The sequence below is a fragment of the Clostridium sp. CAG:221 genome (assembly GCA_000435835.1).
Lineage (GTDB): Bacteria > Bacillota > Clostridia > Clostridiales > Clostridiaceae > Clostridium.
In genome coordinates this window covers 1-1,372 of record FR883365.1, presented here as the reverse complement: position 1 = coordinate 1,372, position 1,372 = coordinate 1, and the positions used below count along the sequence as shown (strand labels likewise).

The following is a 1,372-nucleotide window of genomic DNA, read 5'->3' as shown; positions in this document are numbered from 1 at the left end:
GAAATTGAGGGTAAAGTAAAACTAAGTAGGGGAAAGGTTTATGTATATAGATACGTAAGCCTTTTTTGTTGTTTAAGATAATATGAATGTGATATCTTTTATAAAGCTTTTGTCTTTTGAGAAATGTTAAATAAAAGGTCGTTCAACCAGAGAAAGAAAAAAGTACATAAAAAATTGACGAAGCAGTAGCATTAATAATAGCTTTGGATAGAACTATAAGAAACCAAGTAGTTGATGAAGTGTTTATGATGATAGCGGAATATTAATGTTGTAGAAAGTTATAATTTAAGTATATAATATACATACAAAATGGTAAAAGGTGGTTAGGAAAGCTATATAAATATGATAAGAGTATTAGTTTCGTATTTAATATAAATATAAAGTTTAATTTTATTAAATAACAATGCTACGTTAATAAAGGAGTGAAAATTAAAATGACAGTATCTAAATATCATCATTTAATTCCTAGGACCTATTTAAAGGCATGGTGTCATCCTAATGACAGCGTTATGTTATAGATAAAATAAGTAATAATAAAGAAGTAAAAAATATAAAAACAAATTTTGGCGTTACTCAATTTCATTCAATATTTGCAGGTATGACAATGTGTAATAATGATAATTTACTTAAAATATTTGATTGCTTAAATAGTATTAAGGAAAAGATAACTAAAGGTAATTAGGAGGTGGACTAAGGGATGACTTACTAAAGTGAGCACGAGTTAGAAATGTAATTAATAAAGCAATTAGAAACTCAAGGATACACAAAAGTATCAATGGTTGATGAAGCTGCATTAAAAGCAAACTTCAGAAAAATGCTATTTAAACATAACAAAGAAAAATTAAATAATACGCCTTTTATATATAAAGAATTCAATAGAATTCTAATCCATTTAGAAGGAAAAAGCATATATAATAGTTCAAAGCTATTTAGAGATAAATTTGTATTAGAGAGAGGAGATGGCACAGAAGTATATTTAGAATTTAAAGATGGGAATTTAATATGGTTTAAAGAAATAAATGTAAACTCTACATTCTTAGATTTATATTTAAGTTAACCGCATGGGCAAAAGAAAGTTTTGGATTCGGTCATAATAATAACTAATTAAGGAATAGGTAATCCTATTCCTTAATTTCATAGTACAAGGGGGAGAACATTAGAAATGGATTATATTAAAATTGCATTACTTGTGATTCTAATAGGGGTAATAATGGTTGACATATTAAAGAATGGACAGGCTTGTAAAATCTTTAGTAAATATATATATAGAATATATATATTATTGAAAAGTAAAATTATTATTTGCATAGAACACATTATTATATTTTTATCAAAAATTAATAACAATTTAATAAGTGTAAGCGAGAGTGAG

2 protein-coding genes are annotated in these 1,372 nt (G+C 25.5%); both read left to right on the top strand.

Annotated features, from left to right (window positions below):
* Nucleotides 1-775 precede the first annotated feature (775 nt).
* Nucleotides 776-1,057 carry a hypothetical protein gene (locus Q5O44_RS01630; RefSeq protein WP_022166638.1) on the top strand — a complete coding sequence of 94 codons (282 nt, stop codon included), beginning with the start codon at nt 776-778 and terminating at the stop codon, nt 1,055-1,057.
* A 105-nt stretch (nt 1,058-1,162) separates the two neighbouring features.
* The coding region (locus Q5O44_RS01625; RefSeq protein ID WP_302637132.1) for a hypothetical protein at nt 1,163-1,372 on the top strand (210 nt) is incomplete at its 3' end.

Excerpts from the sequence above, each read along its gene's own strand:
- Q5O44_RS01630 (WP_022166638.1), top strand. The coding sequence starts at position 776 with ATGGTTGATGAAGCTGCATTAAAAGCAAACTTCAGAAAAATGCTATTT.